This window comes from Segatella buccae ATCC 33574 (assembly GCF_000184945.1).
Taxonomy (GTDB): domain Bacteria; phylum Bacteroidota; class Bacteroidia; order Bacteroidales; family Bacteroidaceae; genus Prevotella; species Prevotella buccae.
Genome location: NZ_GL586311.1, coordinates 73,490 through 100,050, shown reverse-complemented (window position 1 = coordinate 100,050; position 26,561 = coordinate 73,490). Strand labels below are relative to the sequence as shown.

At 48.9% G+C, this 26,561-nt stretch carries 20 protein-coding genes and 1 CRISPR repeat array; of the genes, 8 read left to right on the top strand and 12 right to left on the bottom strand.

The window, feature by feature from the left end; all coding sequences use genetic code 11:
* The first annotated feature begins 893 nt into the window (after window positions 1-893).
* Complete coding sequence (locus tag HMPREF6485_RS00370; protein ID WP_407636078.1) at window positions 894-2,225, top strand: alpha-l-rhamnosidase; 1,332 nt, start codon at window positions 894-896, stop codon at window positions 2,223-2,225.
* Window positions 2,226-2,243: 18 nt separating this feature from the next.
* On the opposite strand, the gene HMPREF6485_RS00365 is transcribed toward HMPREF6485_RS00370, so the two are convergent.
* The 4 genes from HMPREF6485_RS00365 to HMPREF6485_RS00350 all read right to left on the bottom strand — a co-directional run bounded on the left by HMPREF6485_RS00365 (window position 2,244) and on the right by HMPREF6485_RS00350 (window position 6,926).
* Window positions 2,244-4,052 (bottom strand): MutS-related protein, encoded by a 1,809-nt coding sequence (locus HMPREF6485_RS00365; protein WP_004343981.1) that lies wholly within the window; start codon window positions 4,050-4,052, stop codon window positions 2,244-2,246.
* Between the two features lie 252 nt (window positions 4,053-4,304).
* The gene (locus tag HMPREF6485_RS00360) at window positions 4,305-4,661 is read right to left on the bottom strand and encodes a DUF488 domain-containing protein (protein WP_004343980.1); all 357 of its coding nucleotides are present in this window, start codon (window positions 4,659-4,661) and stop codon (window positions 4,305-4,307) included.
* A gap of 15 nt (window positions 4,662-4,676) precedes the next feature.
* Window positions 4,677-5,984 (bottom strand): phosphopyruvate hydratase, encoded by a 1,308-nt coding sequence (gene eno, locus HMPREF6485_RS00355; RefSeq protein ID WP_004343585.1) that lies wholly within the window; start codon window positions 5,982-5,984, stop codon window positions 4,677-4,679.
* A gap of 162 nt (window positions 5,985-6,146) precedes the next feature.
* On the bottom strand, window positions 6,147-6,926 hold the full coding sequence (locus tag HMPREF6485_RS00350; RefSeq protein WP_004343584.1) for a ZIP family metal transporter: 780 nt from the start codon (window positions 6,924-6,926) through the stop codon (window positions 6,147-6,149).
* Between the two features lie 242 nt (window positions 6,927-7,168).
* Here HMPREF6485_RS00350 and HMPREF6485_RS00345 point away from each other — a divergent pair, with 242 nt between their 5' ends.
* On the top strand, window positions 7,169-8,248 hold the full coding sequence (locus HMPREF6485_RS00345) for a TerC/Alx family metal homeostasis membrane protein (RefSeq protein WP_004343583.1): 1,080 nt from the start codon (window positions 7,169-7,171) through the stop codon (window positions 8,246-8,248).
* 519 nt (window positions 8,249-8,767) lie between these two features.
* Window positions 8,768-9,856: a CRISPR direct-repeat array (repeat unit 36 nt; unit sequence GTTGTTTTTACCTTTCAAAAAGAAGGCAGATGCAAC).
* A gap of 73 nt (window positions 9,857-9,929) precedes the next feature.
* On the opposite strand, the gene csx28 is transcribed toward HMPREF6485_RS00345, so the two are convergent.
* Together csx28 and cas13b are read right to left on the bottom strand one after the other, a co-directional pair.
* A complete protein-coding gene (gene csx28 / locus HMPREF6485_RS00340; protein ID WP_004343974.1) occupies window positions 9,930-10,463 on the bottom strand; it encodes a type VI-B CRISPR accessory protein Csx28 in 534 nt (177 codons plus the stop codon).
* Window positions 10,464-10,466: 3 nt separating this feature from the next.
* Complete coding sequence (gene cas13b / locus HMPREF6485_RS00335) at window positions 10,467-13,850, bottom strand: type VI-B CRISPR-associated RNA-guided ribonuclease Cas13b (protein ID WP_004343973.1); 3,384 nt, start codon at window positions 13,848-13,850, stop codon at window positions 10,467-10,469.
* A gap of 92 nt (window positions 13,851-13,942) precedes the next feature.
* Here cas13b and HMPREF6485_RS14210 point away from each other — a divergent pair, with 92 nt between their 5' ends.
* Together HMPREF6485_RS14210 and HMPREF6485_RS00325 are read left to right on the top strand one after the other, a co-directional pair.
* Entirely contained in the window at window positions 13,943-14,227 is a 285-nt protein-coding gene (locus HMPREF6485_RS14210; protein WP_004343972.1) for a hypothetical protein, read from the top strand.
* A 9-nt stretch (window positions 14,228-14,236) separates the two neighbouring features.
* A complete protein-coding gene (locus HMPREF6485_RS00325) occupies window positions 14,237-16,954 on the top strand; it encodes a thiol protease/hemagglutinin PrtT (protein WP_004343971.1) in 2,718 nt (905 codons plus the stop codon).
* A 128-nt stretch (window positions 16,955-17,082) separates the two neighbouring features.
* Here HMPREF6485_RS00325 and HMPREF6485_RS00320 read toward each other — a convergent pair whose 3' ends face one another.
* Window positions 17,083-17,352: a hypothetical protein gene (locus HMPREF6485_RS00320; RefSeq protein WP_004343970.1), complete on the bottom strand. Its 270-nt coding sequence runs from the start codon at window positions 17,350-17,352 to the stop codon at window positions 17,083-17,085.
* Between the two features lie 284 nt (window positions 17,353-17,636).
* On the opposite strand from HMPREF6485_RS00320, the gene HMPREF6485_RS00315 reads away from it, so the two are divergent.
* From HMPREF6485_RS00315 to HMPREF6485_RS00300, 4 genes are all read left to right on the top strand, one after another.
* Window positions 17,637-18,062 (top strand): lipocalin-like domain-containing protein, encoded by a 426-nt coding sequence (locus HMPREF6485_RS00315; protein WP_004343578.1) that lies wholly within the window; start codon window positions 17,637-17,639, stop codon window positions 18,060-18,062.
* Window positions 18,063-18,649: 587 nt separating this feature from the next.
* Window positions 18,650-19,144: a DUF4251 domain-containing protein gene (locus HMPREF6485_RS00310; protein ID WP_004343968.1), complete on the top strand. Its 495-nt coding sequence runs from the start codon at window positions 18,650-18,652 to the stop codon at window positions 19,142-19,144.
* Window positions 19,145-19,149: 5 nt separating this feature from the next.
* On the top strand, window positions 19,150-20,292 hold the full coding sequence (locus HMPREF6485_RS00305; RefSeq protein ID WP_248622172.1) for an energy transducer TonB: 1,143 nt from the start codon (window positions 19,150-19,152) through the stop codon (window positions 20,290-20,292).
* Window positions 20,293-20,796: 504 nt separating this feature from the next.
* The gene (locus HMPREF6485_RS00300) at window positions 20,797-21,303 is read left to right on the top strand and encodes a toxin-antitoxin system YwqK family antitoxin (protein WP_004343530.1); all 507 of its coding nucleotides are present in this window, start codon (window positions 20,797-20,799) and stop codon (window positions 21,301-21,303) included.
* A gap of 153 nt (window positions 21,304-21,456) precedes the next feature.
* On the opposite strand, the gene HMPREF6485_RS00295 is transcribed toward HMPREF6485_RS00300, so the two are convergent.
* The 5 genes from HMPREF6485_RS00295 to HMPREF6485_RS00275 all read right to left on the bottom strand — a co-directional run bounded on the left by HMPREF6485_RS00295 (window position 21,457) and on the right by HMPREF6485_RS00275 (window position 26,488).
* On the bottom strand, window positions 21,457-22,206 hold the full coding sequence (locus HMPREF6485_RS00295; RefSeq protein WP_004343966.1) for an exodeoxyribonuclease III: 750 nt from the start codon (window positions 22,204-22,206) through the stop codon (window positions 21,457-21,459).
* Between the two features lie 160 nt (window positions 22,207-22,366).
* A complete protein-coding gene (gene folE / locus HMPREF6485_RS00290; RefSeq protein WP_004343533.1) occupies window positions 22,367-22,960 on the bottom strand; it encodes a GTP cyclohydrolase I FolE in 594 nt (197 codons plus the stop codon).
* Between the two features lie 140 nt (window positions 22,961-23,100).
* Entirely contained in the window at window positions 23,101-23,787 is a 687-nt protein-coding gene (locus HMPREF6485_RS00285; RefSeq protein WP_004343965.1) for an SPOR domain-containing protein, read from the bottom strand.
* Window positions 23,788-23,855: 68 nt separating this feature from the next.
* Window positions 23,856-25,934: a BT_3928 family protein gene (locus HMPREF6485_RS00280; RefSeq protein ID WP_004343964.1), complete on the bottom strand. Its 2,079-nt coding sequence runs from the start codon at window positions 25,932-25,934 to the stop codon at window positions 23,856-23,858.
* The gene (locus tag HMPREF6485_RS00275; protein WP_155814369.1) at window positions 25,931-26,488 is read right to left on the bottom strand and encodes a DUF1599 domain-containing protein; all 558 of its coding nucleotides are present in this window, start codon (window positions 26,486-26,488) and stop codon (window positions 25,931-25,933) included. Before HMPREF6485_RS00275 ends, HMPREF6485_RS00280 begins: the two co-directional genes overlap by 4 nt.
* Window positions 26,489-26,561: the final 73 nt, after the last annotated feature.

Genomic DNA, 26,561 nt, shown 5'->3' with positions numbered 1-26,561 from the left:
ATTTTGCAGATTTCAGATAAAAGACAATATTTCAAACGCTCTTTTCAAAGTCGAACTCTTTATAACGCACACCTACACATAGCGTACTTGATATTCGAGTGCAAAGATATATAAAAATATTTATGGAACATTTAATTTTGATGAAAATTAAGGCATAAAGCGATTTTTTCTATCTTCAAGTCTCTTTTCGCTTCTATTCTAAGTGGTATTGTACCTATTATGACATATAAAAAAGTATGACAAAAAGTAAAAAGGCAGGACTTTTTGTTTTGCTCAAATAGGTGATAGCGGGGTGGGAAAAACGCTCTTGGAAGGGCGAAAGGGCCGGCTGTTTTTCCCATTTGGGCCGACCGGCAGTGCGAAAGGGGCCGTTTGGGCGTGTTGGATGGCTGTAGTGAGGAGACAAAACGGGCTCTTTCAAGTGCTCATTGAGGCTCTTTTGCAACCTTTGAGAGATCGTTTGGGATGTCAAAATAAATCAAGTGGGTGATTGATAGGGATTTATAAACTGTCCTGAAAATCGAGTATTTCGGGCCGGAAGAAATCACTTCGTGGAAACGGGCAGGATGAAACGGGGTGGGAGGTCAATAATGTTGACACACCGCTATGTTGTACCCTGTCATTTGCCAGCGCTTTGTGTCGGTATTCGGCTGTAATAGCTATAATGGACGATTAGTCCCCTTTTTTTCTCATTTTATCCCCACTGCCTGACGATTCTTTTTATTATCTTTGCTTTCGAAAGCCCAATGACTGAAAGCCGAGACCGCAAAGAGAAGAAACTTCCGGTTTGCGCAAGGGCCGTTTTGCCGTTTCCCGTGCAGATGAAAGAATGCAGGAGGATGGCGAAAGGATATATAATAAGGTGGAATGAAAAAACTTTTGTTAGATAGATGATGAAAAGACATTTATTATCACTGTTCGCGGTGTTGATGGTATGCCCCGTAGTTGGCTTTGCGGGCGAGGGGGAAAAGAACAAACTGCAGGCGGGGGCTCCCCATACAGGACGGCTGGTGTCGGTGGGGAAGGGCTACAGCCGCACATCGGTCAACACGGCTGTGTTTCGTAACAACTCTCTGGTGACCCACGGCGGCGAACAATACATCAGCTACTACGATGGCGACGGCTATCTCACACTGGGCAAGCGAAAACTGAACGAGGAAGCCTGGCAGCTGCATCGCACGCAATATCGCGGTAACGTGAAGGACGGGCACAACGTCATCAGCATGATGCTCGACGGCGACGGCTACCTGCACGTGGCCTTCGACCACCACGGCCACCGCCTGAACTATTGCCGCAGTGTGGCTCCGGGCTCACTGGAGTTGGGGGAGAAGCTGCCCATGACGGGCATAGATGAAGACAATGTGACCTATCCCGAGTTCTACACCCTCAAGGGCGGCGACCTGCTGTTTGTCTATCGCTCGGGTCGCTCGGGCCGCGGCAATCTGGTGATGAACCGCTACTCCGTGGCCACACGCAAATGGGAGCGCGTGCAGGATGTGCTCATCGATGGTGAAAACGCCCGCAACGCCTATTGGCAACTCTATGTGGACGAGCGGGGCACGATTCATCTCTCGTGGGTGTGGCGCGAATCGTGGCTGGTGGAGACCAATCATGACCTGTGCTATGCCCGCTCCGTGGACAACGGCAAGACGTGGCAGAAGTCTACGGGTGAGCCTTACAGCCTTCCCATCCGTCTCGGTAATGCGGAGTATGCCTGCCGCATACCGCAAAACTCGGAACTCATCAACCAGACGAGCATGAGTGCCGACAGCCACGGCCATCCCTACATTGCCACCTATTGGCGCGACAGCGATTCCGGTGTACCACAATACCGGCTGGTGTGGAACGATGGTCGGCAGTGGCACTGCGAAACGGTCTCCTCACGCCACACGCCGTTTACGCTCAAGGGTGGGGGCACGAAGATGATACCCATTGCCCGGCCCCGCATCGTGGTCGACGGTCGCAGGGTGTATTATCTCTTCCGGGATGTGGAGCGCGGCAGCTGTGTCTCGATGTTCTACACCCGGAATGTGAAACGCCACGAATGGCAGACGGCAGACCTGACTGATTTCCCCGTCAATGCTTGGGAGCCGACCCACGACACCGAACTTTGGAAGAGCCGGAAACGACTCCACCTCTTCGTGCAGGACACGAGGCAAGGTGATGGCGAACGAACCGTCAGCGTGGAGCCGCAACCGGTGTATGTGTTGGAGGTGGAGCGGTGACAGCCTTCCGGCTTGTTTTCAATGCGTCAGGAGCATTTTGCGAAGCAGGTAGGTGGCATTTTGGTTGCGGGCGACACCGGGCGTTATCTTGTAAGTGTAGGTGATGTCGGTCGACAGCTGTATTTCGAAACAATGGTTGTGGAAACGGTCGGGCATGGCATCGGCCATTTTAGACAGTTCCAAGTCGTGGGTGGCGATGATGCCCGTCACGGGGAGGGTGGCAATCTCTTGCAGGAAAAGGCGCGAACCGTTCAGTTTGTCGAGCGAGTTGGTGCCTTTCAGTATTTCATCAAGGATAATCAGTGTGCGGGACGACCGCCGGCAGCTCTCCATGAGTTGTTTCAGGCGCAGCAGTTCTGCGTTGAAATAGGAGATGCCGTGGTTGAGGTCATCGGTGGTGCGCATGCCGGTGAACAGCGAGAACACCGAAAGAGTGAGCCGATCGGCAAATACGGGCAGCCCGTTGACAGCCAGAAGATAGTTTACGCCGATGGTGCGCAGGAAGGTACTCTTGCCGGCCATGTTGGCTCCGGTGATGATGTAGTAGTGCCGGTCGTCGATGCAGAAATTGTTGCTCACGGCTTTTTCGCCCAAAAACGGGTGGTAGATGCCTTCTGCCCGATAGACTACCTGCTCCTCGTCCACAATCTCGGCATCGACGGCCTGCGGTTCGTTGTAGCGGTAGGTGGCGAGGGACACCAGTGCGTCGAAACGGCTCACGGCCGCTATCCAGTCTTCGATGCAAGGCATGTAGCGGACTTGCCATTTCAGGAACCTCCGCACAAGAAAATAGTCGCCGGCAAAGAGTGAGTTGAAGAGGATGAGACCCATGATGTTGCCCCGTTGGTCGAGTCCGTCGAGCAGCCTTGACAGTTGCTCGAACGAAGCGATGGCATCGGTTTCCTTTCCTGCTATGGCAGTAATGATTTCGCGGTTTTCGGCCGCTTTCAGGTCGGAAGCGGCAATCAGTCTGATGAGGCTGATGTATGCCCGCAGGTGGGTGTGCATCTTTCCCACCACCTTGTTGATTTTTCCCAGCGACCGGGCGCAGGCCGTCTGCACGGCAAAGAGCTGTATCACAGCCCATGCCACCGGAATGACAGGAGACAGGTTGCCGGTCGCGGCCAGCACGGTTGTGACGGCCAGTAGACCGATGCCCAAGCCGGCCATGCCCAAGGAAAGCCGCGAGAGGGCGAATTTTGAAATGCGGATGTCCTTGATGGTGTTCAGCGCGGAGAGTATTTCGGCTGTGTTGATGATATGTTTCTGTCCGTGGGCACAAAACGCCGCGCGCAGCGGTTCGCATTCGGCGAGTTCGCGGATGGCCTCCCGCCGTTTCTCAATTTCCCCAACGGGGCGCATGCGTACATCGGCAAGATAGCCCGCAAGCGTGTCGCTGCCTCCCGTGGTGATGGTTCTGTTCATCCGCTGAAAGAGAGAACCGCTGCCGAAAATGTCCAAATCGTAAGTGAACGCATGTTGTGGGTCGATGTATTGTTCGCCGGAGCCGAACCTTGAGAAGTGGTTTTGTTGATAGGCCTCTTCCTTTTCGTAGACGCTGAGCAGGTTTTCGGCATGTTCTATCTGTTTGCCGTTTTTGTTGTCCAGATAGCGTATGGCGAGATAGAGTAGGAATGCCAGTAGGCCCGCCATCAGCCACAGCTGTCCCTTGTCGGCTGAGGCATAGAACCCGATGCAGGCGGGGATGAGCATGAAAGAGAGGAAGGAGGAGAGCATGAACAGCTTGTTGCGCTTCCTCAATCTTTCGGCCATTGCTGCGTAGTGGGCAACCCGGCGGTGGTAAAACGACAGGAGGTCTTTGTTCATGTTGTGTGGCAGTTGGTTTGTTGTGAATTTTTTTTAGAGTCGGCATCTTTCTTGTCCCGGAAATGGTCGGTTTCAGGGCTTATTGTAAGGCCCTTCGAAAGGTGGAAACGGGCAGGGACGTGTCTTCAGCTTTTCTTTTTGATAGCTATGCGCGGTTGAAGTCTACCGGTTCTTGCCCATGCCGTTGGTAAGGGAGAACGAAAAAGGGAGGGAGTCTGATGGCTCCCTCCCTTTTCATTATGTCATATCCGCTTATCCGAGTATCCAGTCTCTTAGCACGACAGCGTGGTTATGCACCTCGTCTTTCGCTCCATAGAGCAACGTGACATCGGTGTCTTGCAACAGCCGTTTGCATTTGGCCACAAATTGTGGCGCATCGGGATTGGCATTCAGTTCGGCGATATACTGTTCTTTAAACGGTGCGAAGTTCTCCGGCTTGTGGCCGAACCACTGCCGGAGACTTGCTGTCGGTGCAATCTGCTTGGCCCAATCGTCAATGGCAGCCTTGTCTTTGGCGATGCCTCTCGGCCACAGGCGGTCGGTGAGAATCCGATAACCGTCGGTGGGGTCTGCTTCCGAATAGACGCGTTTGATACGAAGCTGATGCATCCGTCTGAGTGATTGTTACTTCAACTTGGTGTAACCATACCGGGCAGAGCAGCACAGTTCTTCCTCGATGCGGATGAGCTGGTTGTACTTGGCCATGCGGTCGGTGCGTGACAGCGAACCGGTCTTGATCTGTCCGGAGTTGGTAGCCACGGCGATGTCGGCGATGGTGGTGTCTTCCGTCTCACCCGAACGGTGACTGGTCACAGTGGTGTAGCCGTGACGGTGGGCCATTTCGATGGCTTCGAGGGTCTCGGTGAGCGAACCGATCTGGTTCACCTTGATGAGGATAGAGTTGGCTGCGCCCATCTTGATACCCTTTTCGAGGAACTTCACGTTGGTCACGAACAAGTCGTCACCCACCAACTGGCAACGGTCGCCGATCTTGGCTGTGAGCTTCACCCAGTTTTCCCAGTCGTTCTCGTCGAGACCATCCTCAATAGAATCGATGGGATATTTGGTAATCAGTTCGTCGAGGTAAGCGATCTGCTCGTCGGCAGTGAGCTTCTTGCCGTTGGGATCCTTCTTCTTGCCGTCTTTCAGCTGGCGATAGTCATAGAACCACTGACCATTTTCCTGTACGGCAAATTCGCTGGCTGCACAGTCCATGGCAATCTTCACATCCTTGCCCGGTTCGTAACCGGCGTCGCGGATGGCCTGGCAGATGCTCTCCAAAGCGTCTTCGATGCCATCAAGGGCAGGAGCGAAACCACCTTCGTCACCAACAGCTGTGCTCAGACCGCGCTTCTTCAGCAGTTTGGCCAAAGCGTGGAACACCTCGGCACCCATGCGGATAGCTTCTTTCTCACTGGGAGCTCCTACCGGACGAATCATGAATTCCTGGAAAGCGATGGGCGCATCGGAGTGGGCACCACCGTTGATGATATTCATCATGGGCACGGGCAGCACGTAAGTGTTGGCACCGCCGATGTAGCGATAGAGCGGAATGTTGAGGGCCTTGGCAGCCGTATGGGCCACGGCGAGACTCACACCGAGGATGGCATTTGCACCGAGTTTGCTCTTGGTGGGAGTGCCGTCGAGTGCCAACATCTTGTAGTCGATCTTGCGCTGTTCGAGTACGCTGAATCCTTTCAGGGCGGGAGCAATCACGTTGTTCACGTTGTCAACGGCCTTTAGGACACCCTTTCCGCCATAGCGGGCCTTGTCGCCGTCGCGCAGCTCGAGAGCCTCGTTCTCGCCGGTTGAGGCGCCCGACGGTACGCTGGCACGTCCCATAACGCCATTTTCCAATGTCACTTCCACTTCAACAGTAGGATTACCTCTTGAGTCGAGGATTTCTCTTGCATGAACTTTTTCAATTACCATAATCTTATAATTATTAAAAAACAATAGTATCTGTGTGCAAAGATAGCTAATCTATTTGTCTTTCGCAATACCTCAAAGTAAGTGTTATGCTTTTTTAAGGCAGAAAAGACGGTCGCACTGGGGTTTTCTGAGACTGCCATGCATGATAGATGCTATCCGATGTCAGCCCAGCACCACATCCATGACCATCATTATCACGAAACCGATGGCAAAGCCTATGGTAGACAGGTTGCTGTGCTCGCCCTCGGAGGCCTCCGGAATGAGTTCCTCGATGACGACATAGAACATGGCACCGGCAGCAAAACCGAGCAGGTAGGGGATGATGGGTGTGGTTATCGAGGCCAGCAGAATGACTACCAAACCACCGATAGGTTCCACCGCTCCGCTCAAAGTTCCCATGATAAACGATTTCATCCGGCTGCCGCCCGCCGCCCTCATGGGCATAGAGATGATAGCTCCTTCGGGAATGTTCTGTATGGCGATGCCCAGCGACATGGCCATGGCTGCCGTCGGCGAAATCCAGTCTCCGCCCTGCAAGGCACCGGCTATGACAACACCCACGGCCATACCTTCGGGGATGTTGTGGATGGTGACCGCGAGCGCGAGCATCGCTGTGCGCGAGAGGTGGGCATGGGGGCCTTCGGGGAGGGCATTGCCGATGTGCAGGTGGGGGGTGATGGTGTCGAGCAGCAGGAGAAATGCCATGCCGGCCAGGAGTCCCACAGCTGCCGGGACAACGGCAGCCTTGCCCATGCCGGAGCACATTTCCATGCTCGGTATGAGCAGCGACCAGATGGAGGCTGCCACCATCACACCGGAAGCAAAGCCCAAGAGGGTCTTTTGCAACTTTGCCGGCATCTCTTCTTTCATGAAGAATACGAAGCCGGAACCGAGAGTGGTGCCGATGAATGGAATCATCAGCGCAAGTACTAATCCGTCCATAACCAACTGCAAAGGTACACTTTTTATTTTAGAACGCTATATTGTGGGGAAGAAAACTTGCATACGCCGTTCGGCACATCGGTTTAAATGACGGACCGGTAAATGAAATAATTGTTCTGTCGCCGGCTTCTCCATATCCCTAGAAATAGATGTTGTAGAAAAAATCCGATGAATATCATCAAGATGTAGCGTCTGTTAAGCGGATATTTCGTATCTTTGTGCCCTGTTTAGAATAGGAAAGTATGCATTATACAGAAATCATCTTTTTCGGCTGTTTCATAGTGTTCATCGTGGGCATTCTGATGCTCGACATGCTGGTGATAGACAAGGAGGCTCACGAAGTGTCGATGAAGGAGGCGGGCGCATGGACGGCCGTGTGGATCACCTTGGCCCTGCTTTTTTCCGTTTTCCTATGGTTTCACGGTGATTTGGTACATGGTATCAACAATTTCTCCGACTTGCAGGAAGTTGCCCGGCGCTATGCTTCCCATCTCAAACTCGACCCTAATGACTTTGAGGGGGGATTGGAACAATACCGCCATCACATGACTATCTCCTACATCACCGGTTACCTCATCGAGAAGACACTTTCGGTGGACAATCTTTTTGTGATGATGATGATTTTTACATCGTTTGGTGTGAGCAAGATGGAGTATCAGCGGGTGCTCAACTGGGGCATTCTCGGAGCCATCGTCTTGCGGTTCATCTTTATTTTTCTCGGTGCCACGGTCATTGCCAAGTTCGACTGGATATTGCTTGTCTTCGGAGTTTTCCTCGTCTATAGTGGCATCAAGATGTTTTTCGAGCGCGACAAGGAAGAGCAGATGGATGTCACCGCCCATCCTGTGGTGAAGTTTCTCTCCGGTCATTTTCGTGTCTTCCCCCGTTTCCACGGCGATGCTTTCTTTGTGAGGGCCAAGAAGGAGGGGCAGGACTATGAAGTTGTGGGGAAGCACCGTGGCGGTCATCTCTACATGACCCCACTTCTCGTTACAGTCATTTTCATTGAATTTAGCGACCTCATCTTCGCTTTCGACAGCATTCCGGCCGTTTTCTCCGTGTCACTCGATCCCTATGTGGTGTTCTTTTCCAACATCTTTGCTATCCTTGGTCTGCGCGCCATGTTCTTTCTGTTGGCTGGTGTGGCCGCCCGTTTCCGCTACCTCAAGCCCGCCGTCTGCCTGCTGTTGCTGTTTATCGGTGTCAAGCTGCTGATTCATGAGTATGTAGAGATCGATGCTGTTTGGTCGCTCATCTTCATCCTTGCCGTACTGTCCGTAGGTATAGGGGCCTCATTACTCATTCCCGAGAAGAAAAAATAAAGTCGGATAAGAGTTTTCGGTCAATTTGATGATGGTATGTCAGAGTAGTCGACTTATTTCATGTCGCTTTACGTCCTGTCCATTTATTTTGTAATTTTTTGTTAGCAAGGGGAGTGCATGTGTGCTTCCCTTTTTTCATGGCCTAATTGTGTAGGTCCCTTTGTTATGGCTTGTAGAATCTGCAAGATGGTTTGTTTATCTTGCAAAAGGTTCTCTTGGAATCTTTTGCTGTGTCTTTTTTAGGGGACAAAGACTTGTTTGAGAAGAGATTTTTCATTTTTCTTTTCATTTAAGATGAGTATGTTTGATCACGTTTTATCCCATCGCGTATTTTATATAAGTTTTTGATTCTTATAGAATTTCCATACAAGACCCAAATTCTCTTTTATATTTGTTATATACTTTGTATCCTTCTTAAAAATTATTTGCTTTAATATTTGATGATAACTGTCTCATGTTTCAATTTGAGATGACGAAATATTATGTTTTAAGGTAATAATCTTCATTCATAAAATAGCAGTTGTTTTTACCTTTCAAAAAGAAGGCAGATGCAACAACATTTCCATCTTTCAATATCACGTAGGCGTTGTTTTTACCTTTCAAAAAGAAGGCAGATGCAACATTGGGCCATGGGATGCAGGAAGTTGACGGTTGTTTTTACCTTTCAAAAAGAAGGCAGATGCAACCAGGGTTGAATGGATTTAGCGATGTGACAAGTTGTTTTTACCTTTCAAAAAGAAGGCAGATGCAACAAACCAAAGATGAAGTCCTTGATAGACTTTGTTGTTTTTACCTTTCAAAAAGAAGGCAGATGCAACGCAGTGATGATTCAGACGATATAGACTACGGTTGTTTTTACCTTTCAAAAAGAAGGCAGATGCAACTTCTACAATATGGACTTCAACGACGGATTCGTTGTTTTTACCTTTCAAAAAGAAGGCAGATGCAACGTCAGAGAGACATTGAGGAAGTTTCACGAGTTGTTTTTACCTTTCAAAAAGAAGGCAGATGCAACTAAAATCTCAAACCGCGACAAATCGGTATAGTTGTTTTTACCTTTCAAAAAGAAGGCAGATGCAACTCAATGCCGAATTTATGGACACGCCCGATTGTTGTTTTTACCTTTCAAAAAGAAGGCAGATGCAACTACATGTAACTGTAATTATTTCCACTAATCGTTGTTTTTACCTTTCAAAAAGAAGGCAGATGCAACCTGTTTTGTGTTCGTTGTTCCCCTCTTCGGGTTGTTTTTACCTTTCAAAAAGAAGGCAGATGCAACTAGTGAAATATTGAACCTATGAGTCAGCTTGTTGTTTTTACCTTTCAAAAAGAAGGCAGATGCAACAATTTATCCTCACGGTGTCGTCGGTGGCAAGTTGTTTTTACCTTTCAAAAAGAAGGCAGATGCAACCTATCCAGCCAGATATATGTGGTGCCTTTAGTTGTTTTTACCTTTCAAAAAGAAGGCAGATGCAACCGCATTGGGTGTCACCTGCATCCCCTTCAGTTGTTTTTACCTTTCAAAAAGAAGGCAGATGCAACCGGATGCGGTTCATTCCGTCTTGTCTGCCCGTTGTTTTTACCTTTCAAAAAGAAGGCAGATGCAACAGATATTTAGTAAACGACTCATTTCCAATCTATTTTCTTTATTTTTAGGTTATACTTCCTCACTTTTTATTTATTAAAATCTTAAATCTCGTTTTTTCAGATTGATTGCTTGTCTGATTTCTATCGAGAGGTTTTGGTGAATCTTTTTCATTCGTTCTACAGACTCTCTATTAGTTATTCTTATTGTTTCTTGGGGATTGTTTTGGGCGGAAAGCATGAAACCATAAACAATATTTCTATATTCGGAAATTAGTGACAGAGCCTCTTTTGACATAAAAATACCACATCCTTCGTTATATATTTCTTTGGAAAGCTCTTTTATAAATTTGCGTATGTTTTCTTTTCTAAAATAATAGGTTGCTTCTTGCTTACCATCTTTTGTTTTTTCCCAAATCAATATGCTGTCTTCATTTTCAGTATTTGTAGTAAATCTGAGTAGTTTATACAGGCTTTTATGTGCTTGTAACACAGCTTGGTATTTGGCATATTCAATATTCTCAACACTTTTTTGGTGTAGTTGCTTGATAGCATAGTAATAGGCCACGTATGCTGCTATGAAGGTACATATTATAGAGAATGCCTCTTTCGCTAATTCCATATAATCCATAATTTAGTTTTTATTTTCTGATTTTTCAATTTCTTTTATGGCTTTTCCTACTATTTCCAGTAACTGTGGCGCTATATTTAGCTCAATCTTTTTTGTATCGACAGAAGGGAAAAGAGTAAATTTTTTAACTTCAGCAAAGAGTGTGGCATCATACATGGGATACTGGTTGTGGGAAAAAGCATTTCTCACTGCAATCAAACTATTAACGTAATTCTTTAATTCCGGTCTATTAGCTTTGCACTGCAACCACCTTTCAAGCATATTTCTGAAGCTATCTGTAGGTAGTGTGGAATATTTGTCTATGAGTTTCTTTTCCAGTCCTAATGTCATCTCAAAGATACTAATCCTTGTAGTCTGATATTTTATAAGCTCAAGGTCTACACTCAATTTGCTGATAGGATGTTCCTCTAAGTTCAAGTCTGTAGTTTCTGCAAATGAGAATAGCCCATTGAGTCTTCGGTCTTTTACCAATGCTTTGAAATTGCCCTGTTTCAGGACTTTGGTTTCCGTTTCTTCGATATAAAAGGTTGCTAAAGGTCTTTCCTTTAATATATTTCCTTTATTGTCTGTTTCGTATGTTTTAACAGGCAACTTCATGGGCATGATTCTATTTAGAATATTGTTGCTTTCCTCATTTGCCGTGTTTGTATCGATGTCCCTCAGATGTATTTCTCCAATCTTCAATCCTTCCACAGTAGCCATATTGAATAGTTCTTTGAACATCAACCATGTGACGATATCCTGATTCTTGATAAGTCGCAGTTCGCGTTCGAACTTTTTCCATGATAAAAAATCAAGATAAGCTAAGTCTGTCTTTTTCTTTTCAGACGGATAATTTTTGAATAGCTCTTTATTCTTTTGCCACAATTCGACACGCTCTTTTTTATCTAAGAATTGCCTTTTTTTTGGTTTAAGTCTGTTGCCGATATTGAACGGATAATCGTAGAAAGGCTGTACATTGTCTTTATATTCTTCTGCAAAGTATAAGGGAATAGCTTTTGCAACAAACCCTACTCGGTCAAAAGATAGTATTTGGTCGTATATTCTTTTTGAATTATTATGTTTCTCAAACCATTCCCTTATTGGTTGGGTAAATATTCCACGGGGGAGATTGAAACTGTTTTTCCATCCTGTAACTAATGTGTTGCGGTTGGTCTTCTGTACTTTAAGTATGAGAAAATGCTGATATTGTTTCCAGTTTTGTGGTTTTAAGCCCTTAAGATACTTTTTCCTCGCTTCCAAATAGTTTCGGTAGAAAGACAGAATGTTAGTTTGATGTTCCCATTGTGTTTCTGCAAGGAAAGGATGCGGATTGTCATTCCCCACAAGATTCATTTGATTAAAATATGCCTTAAGGCGGAAGTTCTCACTGCCGAAAAGGGCAAGCGCACGCTGAAGCATTCGATATTCGGTGCTGTTAGCCTTGCTATTGTTTATTGGAATGTTATTTTGGTCTTTTTGAACAGGTTGGAAGCGCATCATGTCATTTACCAACCAATCTGCAATTTTTCCCGATTTTAGCAGACCGGCATTCCTTTTGCCAATCCTTATCTTCTGATTTGTCTGCTTGCAGAGCAAGTCAAGTCTTCTTTGGGTGTCGTCTATCATTTCCCCAATTTTGCGCTCAGCCTCTTTTCCCATATCTTTTTGTCTGCCTTTCAATATGGAAATCATTTGTTTTGGCAAATGGCCTTGTAGTATATTTGTATTTTGAAGCCGACGGGTTAAGTCTGCAATGCTATTTATCTCATTATTGGCAAAAGCATCGTAGATAGCGTATATGTTGCTTATTTCTTTTCTTATAATTCCCTCTACTTTGTCTGCGCTTTCTTTTCTGGAGTAATCCTTGGTCAATAACAGATAATAAAACATCATCGGCAACAATTCGTGGACACTTAAAAATGCTTCTGCTGTAAATTGTGTTCCGAGATTAAATTTACTTCTTCCATTGCATGTTTTGTCGGTCTGAAGAGATGGAAAGAGGTTGTTGTGGGCACTGCAAAACTTAATGCCTATCTTTTCATTCTCTAAATGGTAATGTGGAGCAGTCTTAGATATGTAAGGCTCTTGCGATGTCTCAAAATGATCTAAGTCTTTCACTAATTTTCTCCATTCTTCTGGTTGGTTTTGTGGTGCAAAGTCCTGAATGCGCGCAAAGCCATATAGATGATGTGTGAGATGGCGAACTTCATCTTCGTCACCGATACGTTTGTTATAGATAGAGAAATGATAGGTACCTAAATCTATTTGGAAGCGGAGTTGTTCGAATATCTCATTTAAATCGAAATATCTCAAGACAAAATATGGAAAGCGGTCTTGATGCCTTACAAGCGTGTTCTTAAATGGTTCTTCTTCAGCATTATAGTCGTCAGAGAAAATATCGAAAGGTACTTTAAAACTTTCCCTATCTTTTTCTCGTAACCGTTCATACAGCGATTTGGGACAGCGAACCAATTCGTTAAGCATATCAAGTTGCATCCAGTCTTTTGTCTGTACATTCTCTAATTTTAGCTTAGGCAAAGATATACGGCTTCTGCAAAATACTTCGTTTGTCATTTGCTCACGCAAGTTTCTGCCATCTTTAAATCCCTTTAGCTTTTTCTGCATCCAAATAGCGTCTTTTTTATCAAGAAATAAAGAGACGAAGAACAGTAAGCCTGCTATGGTCATATTGCCTTCTTTATCTGCAAAATGGTAATGAAAGTTAGGACTGTCTATGATGTTTTTTGTTCGTCCCACTTGTTTTTTCCTGTTGAGATGTGTAAAATCTCTTTGCATGTCTATATTCTCATGATGCATATAGTCTCTCTTTACTAACCGCACATTGGCATCGAAAACCTTATACATGTTTTTCAAAAGGCTTGTTTCAAATATCGGTTTTGGGGATTCTTCAGAATACTTGTAATGGGAGTAGTAGTTCCTGAGAACCTGAAGTTTTTCCAAGAAAATGAATAGAACATTCTTCAAGTTGTTAAGTGATAGGGCTTCGGATTGTTCCTTTTCCCGTTGCTCCTTATTGTTGGGACTTTTAGAGTTTGTCATTTCATAAGCTGCAGCTTCCAGAAAAGGAAAGTGTTTCATGATCAAGTCTCTCAGCCGAACTTTTTTGTCGAGTTTTTTCGCTTGCTCGTTCCAGCTGCCTTTAATGCCCATCATATATCCATCGTCTTTTAGCTCTGCTATTTCCAAACGTCTGTTGATGTGATTAATGGTGGTATAGACATTGTGGCGCGCCAAGTTAAGAAAGGCAGCCCAGAAATGCTTATCTGTCAATTCATAATAAATTGGTTCAGGTTTCTCTTTGTTTTCCATTATTGTTATATATTTAGGAAAGGCAAATATAGCATTTTTCTTTCTATCTACAAATAATTTATCTTGTTTTTGCAAGAATCATTCTTGCACTAATTGCTGTTTATCTGTTTCCAACTCCATATACAGAATGTCTTCTGCAGTTTATCCGATTATGTAGAAGTGTTTTGATGATTATATCGGTTAATCCCATTGATATTCCTTCATTAGAGATGTTATCGTCTGAAAAGCGGATTGTATGGAAGACGGGTAGAATTTTACCGATAGCTTCTTTAATTTCAAATAAAGTGCTTATCTTTGCAGCCCCCAAAATGATGCTAATGGCCGAAGGTGGGGATTGTAAGTGTGGGGAGAAGCAACTTGAAAGAAGGTTGAGGCCCTTTGCGGAGTGGGTGGCAGTTCTCTTTCCCGCTTGGGGGAAGCCATTGGATTTTATGATATTTACGAGAAAATAATTAGTGAGAATGATAAAGCAAGTTAAGAGGACATATCAGAAGTTCTCGATTTTTGTATGCGGGTTGCGCTTCGGTAGCGTCGCCTTGACTTTGTGTGTGGGCATCGGCCTGTTCTTGTTCCCCTTGTTGTCGCTCCGCGCGGAGCAGGTGACACCCCGGCAGGCGTTACGCATTGCCCGGGAATATGTCACTTTGCCCAAAAACATTTCCACCCGGGCCACGAAGGGAAAGGGGGGCAAGGATGCGGTTACACCTTATTATATATTCAATGATGTGCAAGGAAAGGGATTTGTCATTGTCTCCGGTGACGGCGACATGGGCGAAGTGCTTGCCTATAGTCGCGAGGGCAAACTCGACACTTTGCATGCCAACCCCGGCGTGAAGTTGTTGTTGGCCGGCTACACGCGTAGTTTCAGACAGTTGCAACGGCTTCAGCATGTGTCGGGCGAGCGTGCTAAAACTCCGCGATACAGCAAGACGGTGGCCCCGCTGCTGGCAAGCCGATGGAGCCAGGCAGAACCCTATAACGGCATGACGGGCTATCCCTACACCGGCTGTGTGGCCACGGCGGTGGCACAGGTGATGTACTATCACCGTTGGCCGGAAACGGGGAAAGGTAAGGTGGAATACACCGTGACTTATGACCGGCGGAAGAAGTCGGCCGATTTCAGCCGTTCACACTATGCTTGGGCCGACATGTTGCCCGCCTATGCCTCTTTTGGGGGAGCCACGCAGGTGCAGAAAGATGCCGTTGCTAAACTCATGAGCGATGTGGGTATCGCTGTGAGGATGCAATACACGCCTCGGGCGAGCGGTACGCAGAGTCGGTTGGCCTATCAGGCCCTGAAAGACAACTTCGACTATTCGGTGGCGTTCATCAGCAAACTCAATGAAGGGGCTGCCAATTTTACTGCCATTCTGCGAAGCGAATTGCTCAACGGCTATCCTGTCTATTTGTCCGGTTCGGGCAAAGGCGGTGGCTCCGGCCATGCGTGGGTAGCCGACGGATTTGACGAAAACGGACTCTTCCACATGAATTTCGGTTGGGGAGGACAGAGTGACGGCTACTATTCGCTCACGGCTCTCAACGTGAGCCAGAGCGGCAGCGAGTTTGGAGGTCGGCCGTTGGCTTTCAGCTATGGTGTCGAGGCCATTGTCGCGCACCCCAACAAACCGGGCAGTATGCCCGTGGATAAGGCGCTTTTGGAAGACAGTCCGCAACTCTCGTTCAACGGTGAAGGCTATCTCGTCTTGCCGTCGTCCGAAGAGAAGATGCTTCCACGCACCCGGACGATGGCTGTCGCTATGAGCCATTTCGTGAATAAAGGGAAAAACTTCAAGGGCGACATCGGTATCGGAATTTATGATTCGGTAGGGGAGCGTGTCGCGATCTGTCCCTCCGACGATTATGCTTCTGGCGGCTTCACCAACCGGCATTTTGCCCAATACGAGGACAAATCACTTATCAGCGACGGACTCATCAATACGCCGCAGACGATAAACGTGCCTTTGAAGGAACTGGCAAACGGTTACTACCGGCTTGTGCCGATGTGTGTGGCTTTGCTGCCGGACGGCAAGTGGGACGAGTGGGTGAAGATGAAGAATGCGCCCACGATGGAAATAGAGTTGACGAACGCCAACATACGCATTGCTGAACTGAACAAACAGGAAGCCGGTTTCCAGCTGATGGGCGAACCGGTGGTGGACGGACTGCTTGTGCCGGGTGGCAAGACGACGGTCGTTTTGCCCCTCAAAAATTTGAGTGGAGTGCCTCGTGACGGCTATGTGAAGATGCTGTTGCTCGGCAAGGATGGCAAGGTGGCCTGTGTGGGGAGAACACAGAAGGCTGTTGAGTTTGACGGTTTTTCTGCCAACGATGTTTCCGTGCCCCTGACCTTAGGCGAAGACATTGCTCCCGGGCACTATGAGGTGCGTCTTGAAGTGATCGGAGACGACGGACAGGGAGGTCTTGAAGACGGGCAGGCCGTGCGCTACCGGGTGGGCAAACTCCATGACAAGGAAAGTGCTTTTGTGGAGATTCGGCCTTTGTCGGCAGGCAGTTGGTTGAAAAATCAGGAAATTGTGTTCTATGACGATGGGAGGGATGCAATCTCACGCGAGGAAATCGACCTTGGGCGGTACAGCCTGTTGGGCGTCATGGCCAGACTCAAGACCACCTTGGGGAAGACTTATCAAGGCACTGTCAGCATTTTCTTGCAAGACATGACAACCCGTCAGATGTTGAAGCTCACTAAATCTCCTAAGCAGGTGACAGTGGTGCCGGGAGCCGTAGTTGAAGTGAATAGCGGTTGGCTGAAGAATACCGACTTGCCGGTTGTCAACGGACGACGCTATCGGATGGTGCTCTATGGCAACAGCGATGGCAAGGATTTTGAAATCTCAAACTCCGGAATCCCCGTCTATTATGTTACCTTTAAAGGCAGCAAGCATGTTCCGGACAATGGCGGGGCCACAGGTATAGAAAGTGCAGACGGTGGCGGTGAAGAACTGGCCGTGACTCATGGCAATAAAGTCATTGAGGTGCGTGGCGGCAGTCTGCTCGCGTTGAGGCTGTTTGATGTCAACGGTCGGCTGGTGCGGCAAGTCTCTGTGGCAGGCAGAAGCGAAGCTGCAATCTCCTTGCAAGGCTTGTCCGGTGGCGTGTATATTTTGCGCATTGAGGCCCGGGGCCGGCATACGGCCCACCGCTTTGTGTATGGCGGATAGTGGCATTGTGATATTTTAAGAACACAGAAGACCGGCTTTCTCAACTGCGAGAGAGCCGGTCTTCTGTGTTTTCCGTCCGGATAGGAGAGCGGGCGGCAACGTTACAGCCGCTTGTCAAAGCCCCGGCTCTATTTCTTTCCCTGCACCTCTTTCACCCATGCCATGCGTTCCAGATACACGGGGCGCCATTTGTCTATGAGGGCCTGGAGTGTCTTGCTGCGTTCCGTGAGCCGGGCGTATTCCTCGGTGTCTGTCTTCTTTTTCTTTTTCAAGGCCAGTAGCCGGCCGAGCGTGAGCCGCTGTTCGTCGCCGGCCGCCTTTAGCTGTAGGCCGAGCTGTTCGAGTTGGTTCATGAAGTGGATGACCTTCTCAGTGTTGTCGTTGCTTTCCGTTGCCATTGCTTGTTTTTTGCAAAGGTAAGGAAAAATGTCAATAAAGTAAAAAATAAAGGCAAAAGAATAAACTTTTCCTGCCAGCCGGTGCTTCTCGAGTGACAGATGTCATAACGGGGGGTGGGATGCCTGATGGACATTTCTTGTTATCAGAAAGCAGTTGGGAGGGTGCACAGATGTGGAAAAGTGTGCATCCTTGCCGTGCTTTTTGTCTTGTGAGAACAAAAAATGCACATGACGGGATACAACATTGAAAACTTTTTCCTATATTTGTCCCCAAACGTGATGATATGAAAACGCCAAGACAGTTTTTGCTGGCCTTCTTGCTGGCCTATGTGGGTATGTGCTTTGCCGCCTGCTCTGAGGATGCCGATTTGCCCATGATCAAGGAGAACATCCAAGGCACGTGGTATATGGTCAACGAGGTTTCGTTTGATGCCGAAACCACGGAGACCGAACGGGAAACGTTTAAGCGTGAGGGTGAATTGGCCATGCGTTTCACTTTGCGCAGCAATGGGTCGTGTATGACTGAAGAATTCTACGACGGACAGTGGAATCCCACGGCAGGCACTTATCAGATGACGGGCAACCAACTGGTTGTGACCTACAGCAAGGGGAGCGACAACTCTGTGATAGAGACGCTGACCGACCGACGGCTTGTGGTGCTCACGCGTGAGAAAGACGGCAGTTGGTCACGTCGGTTTTACACGAGGTGAGGTGTTGGCGGAGTTTTCCGCGCGAGTCGGGCGGTTTCGTGTGCCCAAGGCATGTGTGGTCACACTTTCTGTGTGAGGTATGACGCTACGCGCTGAGTGTCCTGTTTTTTCTTTCTTGATTTGCATTTTTCTCATTTATATCGTATCTTTGCCGTAGGAAAGGGAGCGCATACGCGTTCCCTTTTTTAGTCCCCAAAGCTCCCGACAAGCTCCCCAACTCCCTAAAGGGGCTTTTTCCATCCTGATGTGGGAGACAATCCGGCCCGATCGGCTTTGTAAGAGGGCCTCTTCGAGGTTGTCGTTCGGCCCGGATGAGCTTCCAAGTGTGGCTCTTTTGCAAAGCCGTTTGGGCCGGATGGGGTGAATGAAACGGATGGGAGGGGGCGGAAAGATGGGCGTGGAAAAATGACGTGTAAGGCTTTTTCGAAAGATTTAATAGTTCGCTATATGTCAAGTGGAATGGAGTCGAGGTTGGCATGTCTCCGTCCTGTAGGGTGCAAGGCTGTCTTCTACGGTTAAATATTGCTAAAGGACGACTGATTGTCGGGAGAATGTCGTAACTTTACCATGTAACATGAACTTTGGCTATGAAGAAGTTGTTTTTGTTGATGATAGCTGTTGCCGGACTGGCTGCTTGCACCGTGTCGCGGCAAACAGCAGAAGGGCGGGCCGCGAAGGCGGCCCATGTTGCCCAAAGAGTGGGGGAGAAGCTCGACAGCATGCGCTTTCGGGTGGATGTGAACTACATCTACCTGCGGCGGGGAGCTGCCCGCGCAGTGGATTTCGGCTATGGCATCCGGCTGTCGGGCGACACGCTCTATTCCCGGCTGCCTTATTTCGGGCGGGCCTACCACGTGCCTTATGGTGGCGGGAAGGCACTCGATTTCACCGCGCCGGTGGGCGACCGACAGGTGAGGCGGCTCAAGAATGGGCTCACACGTGTGGAGTTGCGGGTGACCAATGACGAAGATCGCTATCTCTACGTGATAGATGTGTTTGACAATGGGCGCGTGATGCTCGACGTGACGGCTCAAGAGAGAGAACAGGTGCAGTTTGCGGGTGAAATGGTGTTGGACGAATGATGGCGATGATGAAACGACTGATGATACTCATCCTGCTGGTGCCGGTTTTGGGAGTGCGGGCGTTGACCCTGCGGGAGGGGCGGCATTATAGCGTGAGCTATGAGAAACAACATTTGCTTTACAACCGTGGGGGCGACGTAAGTGTGATCGATGTCGAATTGGAAATACCCGAAGTGCTGGACGGTGTGCCCATCGGTCCGTTGCAGCAATATATCTCCAAAGAACTGTTCGGCCGGCCGGCTGATGACGTGCATGCCGCCTACGAGGGGTGGCTGGACTCTTTCGGCAGTCCTGTGACGGCCCGCTTTGAGGAAATTCCCGACGACGAAAGGTTTTGCTATGCTGATGTCCTGTTGCAGTTGCTTTACTATGAGCCGAGGTGTTATGTCTCGTTTCGCATGTCTCTGCGTGTGACACCGGCGAAGAAGTCGTCCCGGCAGGCTCGCTCGCTCAGCCGGCTGTTCACCTACGATATGACCACCGGTAAGGTGTTAACGGAGAAAGAATTGCTCAAACACAGTTTGTTTTCTGGAGAATCGGATGGCACAAACCGTTTTTCCACCTATCTGTTGAACCATTCCACGACCGATTTTTCTATAACGGGCCTGCCCGGCATGGTGAGTTTTCTCGGGGCGTTGGCCGGTCGGTCGATGCACTTCGACACCACTTGGTATTATGCCACCGATCCCGTGACATCGGTTTCCGACAAGGTGGATGTGCCTCTCGGAGAGTTGGACCATCTGCTTTCATCAACCACCCGCAAGTTGCTTAAAGCCCGTCCCGTGGAGAGCGGGGCGGTGGAGTCTGTGCGCGCTTTCTATGCGGGAGGCGATTCGGTCTATGTGGTGGTCGACACCATGCCCCGTCCGGCAGTGGACAGTATTCCTATGACGGTGGCTTTCTCGCGCAGTGTGCGGGTTCTGCCCGATGAGGTCAGGAAAGATCCGCGTGGAAGTCTTGTCTGCCGGTTTGTGGTGGAGTCCGACGGCAGTGTCAGCAACATTCGAGTGGTCAGACCCTCATCGCCCTATTTCGACCGGCTGGTGGCCAACTTTGTGCGCCTCATGCCCCGCATGAGGCCCGGCATGTTGAATGGCCGGCCTGTGCGCACGCTGTTTACTTTCCCGCTCTCTGTCAGGTGGCAGTGACAGGGCGGCGTGTGGATTAAGGAACAGGCGGTGTATCACAACGGGCAGAAAAGTCGTACTTTTCTGTCCGTTGTGTCATGTTATACCCTTGCCAGACTTTCCTGTTGGTAACGTTGCAACCGCTTCTACGTTCATTTTGATATGTTTGATATTATCATTACAAAGCTGATTGATAACGATGTGCGTGTGTCCGGTGACGGAGAGTGTCCGTTTGATGGTGTTTGGTGACGTTTTGTAATGCGTCGTGCTTGTGTATGGTCTGTATTGGATTTTGTGTTTTACAAAGTGTAAGTTTTGAGTGGATAATTTGGCAACTTTCAAATTGAAACCTTGTGTTTGAATAACGGCTTTTTTGGAGGTGAAAAATATATATAAAATAGTGTTAATTTTGTGCGCTGTCTCATATTTATATGTTATATTTGCAATGTAAGACAGAGATAATTATCTGTTGGATGACTGACCAAAGAACAATAAACAAAAATAAAAACCTAAACAATAAAAATTATGAGACGTGTATTTTTGATTTCCGTTTTTGCTTTGATGACAGTAGCAAGTTTTGGTCGCAAGCACATTGAAAATGCCACTGTGGTTGCCGATACAATCTACTACGCCGACAATATGCTCAATGTGACCAGTGCCGAACAGGCCGGTTACTATCGTCTGCTCATGACCCAAGGCGTGGGTTCTGCCAAGAAGGATGTCTTTCAAGACTTCTATATGAATGGCAATCTCAAGGCTGAGGGAGAATACAGCTTCATCGATTTGGGTAATGACCGGAACACGGTCTTCAATGGTGAAGTGACAACCTATTACGTAAATGGCAAGGAGAAGTGGCATGGCAAATACCGCAACGGTAAGCGTGAAGGCTATTTCACACTCCAAATGCGCGAGGGCGGTGTTGCTGTGGTGCAGTTTGCCAACGGCAAGTCGGTGCATTCCTACTACACCGTGACCTACCAAGACGGCACAATGGAGAAGCGCCCTGTTAGCGAACTCAAGTCGCTTCTGTAATGGCAGCTGAAAGATTGGAAAATTAAAATCTCTCTTATAAAATAAATATAGAAGTGTTCAAATAGGAAAAGGACTCCTCGTGAGAGGGGTCCTTTTTGATATTTATGGAGTAGGGAAGTGTTTTGCCTGTGCCCGAAACGGGAGTGCGGCCGGTCATTTCAAGTCCAGTTCCACAGGGCAGTGATCGCTTCCGTACACTTCAGTGTGTATTTTGGCATCGACGAGGCGGTCTCTCAGACGGTTGGAAATAAGGAAGTAGTCGATGCGCCAGCCTGCATTCTTCTCGCGGGCATGGAATCTGTACGACCACCATGAGTAGGTCACTTGCTCGGGATATTTGTATCTGAAGCTGTCGGTAAAACCGCTATTCAGTGTAATGGTCATCTTTTCCCGCTCCTCGTCGGTGAATCCCGCATTGCGACGGTTGGTCTTCGGGTTCTTGAGGTCTATCTCCTCATGGGCCACATTGAGGTCACCGCACACGATGACGGGCTTCTTCGCGTCAAGTCCCTGTATGTATTTGAGGAAGTCGTCTTCCCAAGTCATGCGGTAGTTGAGCCGTCGCAGTTCGTCCTGCGAGTTGGGCGTGTAGACGGTGATGAGGTAGAAATCCTCCATTTCGAGAGTGATGACACGTCCCTCGTGGTCGTGTTCTTCTATCCCGAGCCCGTAGGTCACGTTCAGTGGCTTATGTTTGGTGTAGATGGCTGTGCCCGAATAGCCTTTTTTCTCGGCATAGTTCCAGTAGGAGTCGTAGCCTTCAAATTGCAGGTTGAGCTGCCCTTCCTGCATTTTGGTCTCTTGCAGGCAGAAGAAGTCGGCATCAAGAGCCTTGAAAGATTCCTCAAAACCTTTGCTCACACAGGCACGAAGGCCGTTCACGTTCCATGAAATGAATCTCATAAGTCAGTTTTGGTTCTTTTGTTTGGAGATGAAAATATACCTTATTGCGTTCCATGCGTTGGTGTCATAATTGTCCGCATGGAATGATGAGGGAGTGAGCATGAAGCTCATTTGTCGCTCGCCCGGATGCTGAAATTCTCATTTCTGCCCGGTAGGCTGGTTAGATTCTCTTTGACTCCCCGCGCAGCAGACTCATGAATTCCTGCCGTGTGGTGAGCGAATTGAACACGCCGCTGAAATCGCTTGTGGTGGTGATGGAGTTCTGTTTCTCCACTCCGCGCATCTGCATACACATGTGCTTGGCCTCGATGACCACCATCACGCCTTGCGGTTTGAGCGTCTCCTGAATGCAGTCTTTGATTTGTTGGGTGAGGCGTTCCTGCACTTGCAGCCGATGGCTGTATATGTCGACCACACGGGCTATTTTGCTCAGCCCTGTGATATAGCCGTTGGGGATGTAGGCCACGTGTGCCTTACCGTAGAAAGGGAGTATATGGTGCTCGCACATGGAGAAGAAGTCGATGTCTTTGACAATGACCATTTGGTTGTATTTTTCTTCAAAGAGCGCATCGGTGAGCACCTTGTGAGGGTCTTGCGTGTATCCCCTCGTGAGCACCTGCATGGCTTTGGCCACACGCATGGGGGTCTTTTGGAGCCCATCGCGGTCGGGATCTTCTCCCAAAAGTGTCAATACCTCTTTGTAATGTGCTGCGAGCTGGTCGAGTCCCTCGCGATATTCTGTTTCCGGATTCATGTGTTCTGTTCTTTCTGTATGGTGTGTGTCTTCACTCGGTGTTCTCGCCCGAGAGTCCGACAATTCTTTATTCTCTAGCTTTGTGTAGCGGTGAATCGTTCTGCAACATTCTGTCTAAGTTGCATGGACGGTCACCGGATTTAATTCTGAACGGTGATTTTACCTTTTACCACGATGGCCGATTTGTAGCCCATAGCTCTGACTTGTTCCAGCATACGGGCCGCCTCTTCATAACTTCTGAAGTTGCCCACGCGGCAAATCCAGCGTGGCGAGTAGAAGTGTACGTATACCGGCTGTGTCGGGTATTTCATTTTGATGGCGTTGCCTATCTGTTCTGCCTTCTGTCGATCGTTTCTTGAATTGCCTCCGGCGTATGCCTGTACACGGTAGCCTGTCACTTTGTAGCTTCCGCGCATCACCTTTTTGCGCATGTCCACGGCCGGTGCTTCAGCCTCTTCCTCGCTGTTCTCCGGTGCGTGAGCGGCTTCCCGGTGAGCCGTCTCTTTCTTCTCCTCGGCATGTGTGTTGCCGTTTGCTTCGTGACCGGCCCCCTCTTTGCCATTGGTGGAGGCTACCTTGTCATGCGTTGCGGCGTTTTTCTGTTCGTTGTTATCCTTTCCATTGCCGGCAGGAAGCGGTGTTACGTTATTTCCTTCCTGCCGCACAGTCCTCTTACCATTGACTAATTCGTCGATTTCCTTGCTCTGGCTGACGGTCACAGTGCCTTGCCCCACCTGCTTCTTGCGCAGCTGGTCGAGAAAGTTTTGGGCACCGGCCGGCAGTGCGGCGCATAGGGCGATGATGATGATACAGACGAATTGTTTCATACCTAAAGCGTTTTAGTCAAATAGGGAATCAGGGACACTAATCCCTGATTCCCCATATAATAAGTTGTTTACTTCTTCCAAGCGTCGATGATGCCCTTGAAGTCGGCTGTCTTCAGAGAAGCACCGCCAATCAGTCCACCGTCGATGTCGGGTTTGGAGAAAAGCTCGGGAGCATTGCTTGCTTTGCAGCTGCCGCCATAAAGGATAGTTGTATCCTCGGCAACTACGGCACCATACTTCTCGGCCACGGTAGAACGGATGTAGGCCAGCATCTCTTCGGCCTGCTCGGCTGTAGCGGTCTTGCCGGTGCCGATAGCCCAAATCGGTTCGTAGGCGAGGATGATGTTTTTCCATTCCTCGGCGTTCAGGTTGTAGACAGAACCTTCGAGTTCGGCTTTTACCACCTCGTTCTGCTTGTTGGCTTCGCGCTCTTCGAGAGTTTCACCGATGCAGAAGATAACCTTCAGACCGTTGGCCAGAGCCAGCTGCACCTTCTCTTTCAGAATCTCAGCAGTCTCACCGTAGTACTGGCGACGCTCGGAGTGGCCCAGAATCACATACTGTGCTCCTGTGCTCTTCACCATCTCGGCAGACACTTCGCCCGTGTAGGCACCCTTCTCCTTGTCGGCGCAGTTCTCGGCACCGAGTCCGACGACCTTCGAATCAAGCACCTGAGCCACGCTTGCCAAATGGATGAACGGTGTGCAAATCACCACATCGCAGTTGGGTTTGTCGGCAATAAGAGCCTCATTGATTTCCTTTGCCAATGCCACACCGTCTTGCAGGTTCATGTTCATTTTCCAGTTGCCTGCTACAATTTTCTTTCTCATTTTCCTTTTCTTTTTTAAGAGTTGATATATTCTGTTAGATTCTTGCTTTCGTTTCAGCCATCTGCTCCATGCCCACAGTCGGTCGGCCAAGGTGAGCACAAACAGTGGAAGTACGAACCAGAGTACAATTTTGAGTATTTTGCCCGGTATCGTGTCGTCGGGCAGTTGTCCCAACTCCGATTTTTCGAGCGGTTGCACCAGTTCGTCTGTCTTGGGCAGTCTGTTGTGGCTCCATTTACGGATCACCACTCCGTGCTTGATGAGCATCAGTCCCGGGTTGCTGCGGATGATGGTCTTGAGCGTTGTCTCGTCGGTAGCATAGAAGTTGTATTCCGCCCCGGTGATGTCCTGCCAGTGCCTAATGGCTTTCGGCGTGCTTGCCGTGAGGCAGTAGAAGCCGTAGCCATGCTCCTGCGCATACTCGTATAGTTGGTCTATATCGCCAAAATTGGTGTCATCGGCTGTTTCCAGATGCGGGGAAATGAGCAGAAAGCTGTATCCCTTGTTGTCGAGAATGCTGTCGGTGACCGACTCTCCGGCCGGTTGCCCGTCCGAACCTATCGGCGTGATGTCGAAATCGTGTATGGGTGGCTCATAGCCGGCCTTGGTTTGAACAGTCTTGCTGTCCACAAACTCCCATGTGCTGTCGGGATAATTGTTGAGCGTGAACTCTTTCTGCACACCGTTTTTCCGCAAAATGAAAGTGGTTTCAAACTCCGGTTGCTCTGCTCCCGGGGGCATCTGCATACCTTTTTTGAGGTCGGCTCCGATGTGATAGGGACGGAAGTCGAACATCGGTAGTGTCCACAAGCTCCACGCACTCGAGACGATGATGAAGAAAATCGTGTAATTGATGACAATCCACTGGTTGGATTCCGACACGAATCTCATCATCTTGAGTGGTCTCCATGCCGTCACGACGGCCATCGTCAGCAAGGCGATGTTCTTCCACAGCGTCTGCGTGTTGGTCAGTTTGACGGCATCCCCGAAGCATCCGCAGTCGCTGATGGGGTTGGCTATGGCCAGCCACAGCGTCACCGCCGTCATCACCGAGAGTAGGCCCACGGTGGCCCACGAGGTCTGTCGGCGCCTGATGGCGAACAGCAGGAATATGCCCAGACAGAACTCCACAGCTGCCAACCCTATTGAGAAAGTTAACAGCACCCAATCGGGCAGGGCACCCTCGAGGCCCACGGCCTTCATGTAGTCGCCCAACTTGTAGAGTGTGCCCAGCGGGTCTATGGCTTTCACATAGCCCGAAAAAATGAACACGAGTGCCAGCAGCAGCCGGCAGATGTTGACCGCCAGTCTACTCATTGCGCTTCGCCTTCCTTCATGCGGATGGCTCCGAACACGGCATAGTTGATGATGTCCATGTAGTTGGCGTCAATGCCTTCGCTCACGAACGCCTCGCCATGCAGGTCTTCCAACTCTTTTATGCGCTGGATTTTAGTCAGAATGAAGTCCGTATAACTGCTCACGCGCATCGAGCGCCACGCCTCGTCATAGTCGTGGTTTTTCTTGAGCATGAGTTCCAGTGCCTCGCGGGCGTATCTGTCGTAGAGTGCCAAGGCCTCCTCGGGCCTCATGTCCACTTCGTCGACAAATCCTTTGGCCAGTTGCACCAGTCCCACAATGCCGTAATTGATCAGGGCAATGAACTCCGGCCGTATGCCGTCGCCCACGCGCGACTCCTTCTTGATTTCAAGCGAGCGTATGCGCTTGGCTTTGATGAAAAGCTGGTCGGTGAGGGCGGAAGGACGCAGGATGCGCCATGAGGCACCATAGTCGTGGAGTTTTTTCTCAAATAGCGTGCGGCACTCTGTCAGCACGCTTTTGAACTGCTCTTCTGTTTGGTTTGTGTCTGTCATCAGAACTTCTAAATTTGCTGCAAATTTAAGCATTTCGAATGAAACTGCCAAATAAAATCCCTTTCTATTAATA

What these genes read in the sequence shown, in the direction of transcription:
- HMPREF6485_RS00370 (WP_407636078.1), top strand. Translation starts at nt 894, where the DNA reads ATGAAAAGACATTTATTATCACTGTTCGCGGTGTTGATGGTATGCCCC.
- HMPREF6485_RS00365 (WP_004343981.1), bottom strand. Translation starts at nt 4,052, where the DNA reads ATGAACAAAGACCTCCTGTCGTTTTACCACCGCCGGGTTGCCCACTAC.
- HMPREF6485_RS00360 (WP_004343980.1), bottom strand. Translation starts at nt 4,661, where the DNA reads ATGCATCAGCTTCGTATCAAACGCGTCTATTCGGAAGCAGACCCCACC.
- eno (WP_004343585.1), bottom strand. Translation starts at nt 5,984, where the DNA reads ATGGTAATTGAAAAAGTTCATGCAAGAGAAATCCTCGACTCAAGAGGT.
- HMPREF6485_RS00350 (WP_004343584.1), bottom strand. Translation starts at nt 6,926, where the DNA reads ATGGACGGATTAGTACTTGCGCTGATGATTCCATTCATCGGCACCACT.
- HMPREF6485_RS00345 (WP_004343583.1), top strand. Translation starts at nt 7,169, where the DNA reads ATGCATTATACAGAAATCATCTTTTTCGGCTGTTTCATAGTGTTCATC.
- csx28 (WP_004343974.1), bottom strand. Translation starts at nt 10,463, where the DNA reads ATGGATTATATGGAATTAGCGAAAGAGGCATTCTCTATAATATGTACC.
- HMPREF6485_RS14210 (WP_004343972.1), top strand. Translation starts at nt 13,943, where the DNA reads ATGATTATATCGGTTAATCCCATTGATATTCCTTCATTAGAGATGTTA.
- HMPREF6485_RS00325 (WP_004343971.1), top strand. Translation starts at nt 14,237, where the DNA reads ATGATAAAGCAAGTTAAGAGGACATATCAGAAGTTCTCGATTTTTGTA.
- HMPREF6485_RS00320 (WP_004343970.1), bottom strand. Translation starts at nt 17,352, where the DNA reads ATGGCAACGGAAAGCAACGACAACACTGAGAAGGTCATCCACTTCATG.
- HMPREF6485_RS00315 (WP_004343578.1), top strand. Translation starts at nt 17,637, where the DNA reads ATGAAAACGCCAAGACAGTTTTTGCTGGCCTTCTTGCTGGCCTATGTG.
- HMPREF6485_RS00310 (WP_004343968.1), top strand. Translation starts at nt 18,650, where the DNA reads ATGAAGAAGTTGTTTTTGTTGATGATAGCTGTTGCCGGACTGGCTGCT.
- HMPREF6485_RS00305 (WP_248622172.1), top strand. Translation starts at nt 19,150, where the DNA reads ATGATGAAACGACTGATGATACTCATCCTGCTGGTGCCGGTTTTGGGA.
- HMPREF6485_RS00300 (WP_004343530.1), top strand. Translation starts at nt 20,797, where the DNA reads ATGAGACGTGTATTTTTGATTTCCGTTTTTGCTTTGATGACAGTAGCA.
- HMPREF6485_RS00295 (WP_004343966.1), bottom strand. Translation starts at nt 22,206, where the DNA reads ATGAGATTCATTTCATGGAACGTGAACGGCCTTCGTGCCTGTGTGAGC.
- folE (WP_004343533.1), bottom strand. Translation starts at nt 22,960, where the DNA reads ATGAATCCGGAAACAGAATATCGCGAGGGACTCGACCAGCTCGCAGCA.
- HMPREF6485_RS00285 (WP_004343965.1), bottom strand. Translation starts at nt 23,787, where the DNA reads ATGAAACAATTCGTCTGTATCATCATCATCGCCCTATGCGCCGCACTG.
- HMPREF6485_RS00280 (WP_004343964.1), bottom strand. Translation starts at nt 25,934, where the DNA reads ATGAGTAGACTGGCGGTCAACATCTGCCGGCTGCTGCTGGCACTCGTG.
- HMPREF6485_RS00275 (WP_155814369.1), bottom strand. Translation starts at nt 26,488, where the DNA reads ATGACAGACACAAACCAAACAGAAGAGCAGTTCAAAAGCGTGCTGACA.